The organism is Acinetobacter sp. GWC1_38_13 (assembly GCF_001767535.1).
In the GTDB taxonomy this organism is placed as follows: domain Bacteria; phylum Pseudomonadota; class Gammaproteobacteria; order Pseudomonadales; family Moraxellaceae; genus Acinetobacter; species Acinetobacter junii.
This window is the reverse complement of record NZ_MELG01000029.1, coordinates 4,161-5,415: the sequence shown is the minus strand read 5'-3', so window position 1 is coordinate 5,415 and position 1,255 is coordinate 4,161. Positions and strand designations below refer to the sequence as shown.

Here is a 1,255-nt window from a genome sequence, read left to right as displayed (position 1 = left end):
CAGACGAAGAGATCACCAATGAAATACCCAAGCCTGCCTGTACTGCCCGTTTAACCGCCTCTGTGCTTCCAAGCTGCATAGATACACCAATAGAATCTGCCACGCTTCCGAAAAAATGCTGTAACAGACGCCCTGTGCCGCTACTTGTTTCTCCCCCCAGCAATTTCTCTCCCTTCAGCCAATCTAATGGAATACTCGCCAATTTGGCCCACGGATGCTCCACCGGCACAATCAAAGCTAGTGCTTCACTTCGCCAAACGCATGCATCAAATCCCTCTCGTTGATCCCACCATTCCATAATGGCCACATCGACTTCAAAGTTTTCCAGTTTTTTCACAATGGTAAGATTATCGCCAATGACTACATCAAAATTGCAAGTTGCTGTTTTCTTGAACCGCCTCAAGTGCGGTGGCAATACATAGATGCCGATATTCGAGCTCGCGCCTATTACAAGACGATTTGTGTCGAATAATGCGCACGCTCTGGATCCGGTGCGCACTAGGTTTTCCGCATAAGGCAAAAACACTTTGCCTTCCTCTGTGAGCGTACTACCTGCGTTGTTTCGCACAATCAGATTGACACTCAGCGACTCTTCTAGGCGCCTAACATGCTGAGTCACAGCTGACTGTGAGAGCCCTGTGTGCTTGGCTGCTTCACGAAAGCCACCCCGATTCACGACAGCCAGAAAAGTAACTACGCGTTCAAGATTGATCAATTAACGCCTTCCAAAATTGGATTATTGATAGCATCGGATGGCCTTTGGCCGGTCAGTGCCTGTAAGATATTATTGGCTGCTAGTTGCTCGATTTCGAAACGCACGTCGTCGACCGCAGACCCCAAATGTGGGGTGAAAAATGTTTGCGCTGTATTGGTCAGTAACTCCTGCGGAATAGCTGTTGGCCTATCAACACGGATCCACTCTTCCAATTCGAAAACATCTGCCGCATAACCCGCCAATTTTCCAGATTCAAGTGCTTCGGCAACAGCTAATTCATCGACAACTGAACCACGACACGCATTGATCAAGTAGCTTCCTGTGCGCATTGTGCCAATTGTTTCTGCATTCAATAAGTGCAAAGTTTGCGGCGTCATTGGCAGCATAGGTACAACAAAGTCACTGCTACTTAATAATTCATCGAGACTCACCTGTCGTGCATTCCAGGCCTTTTCCTGCTCTTGATTCAAGGCGATGTCATCGCAATAAAGCACCCGCATATCAAAACTCGATAAGCGCTTCGCAATCGCTCGCCCGACC

2 protein-coding genes are annotated in these 1,255 nt (G+C 48.1%); both read right to left on the bottom strand.

The window, feature by feature from the left end; genetic code table 11:
- Window positions 1-715, bottom strand: a 715-nt coding sequence (locus tag A2003_RS02745; protein ID WP_286686770.1) for a LysR family transcriptional regulator, incomplete at its 3' end; no start/stop codon positions are given.
- Window positions 712-1,215 (bottom strand): NAD(P)-dependent oxidoreductase, encoded by a 504-nt coding sequence (locus A2003_RS02740; protein WP_286686776.1) that lies wholly within the window; start codon window positions 1,213-1,215, stop codon window positions 712-714. The genes A2003_RS02745 and A2003_RS02740, both read right to left, overlap by 4 nt.
- Window positions 1,216-1,255: the final 40 nt, after the last annotated feature.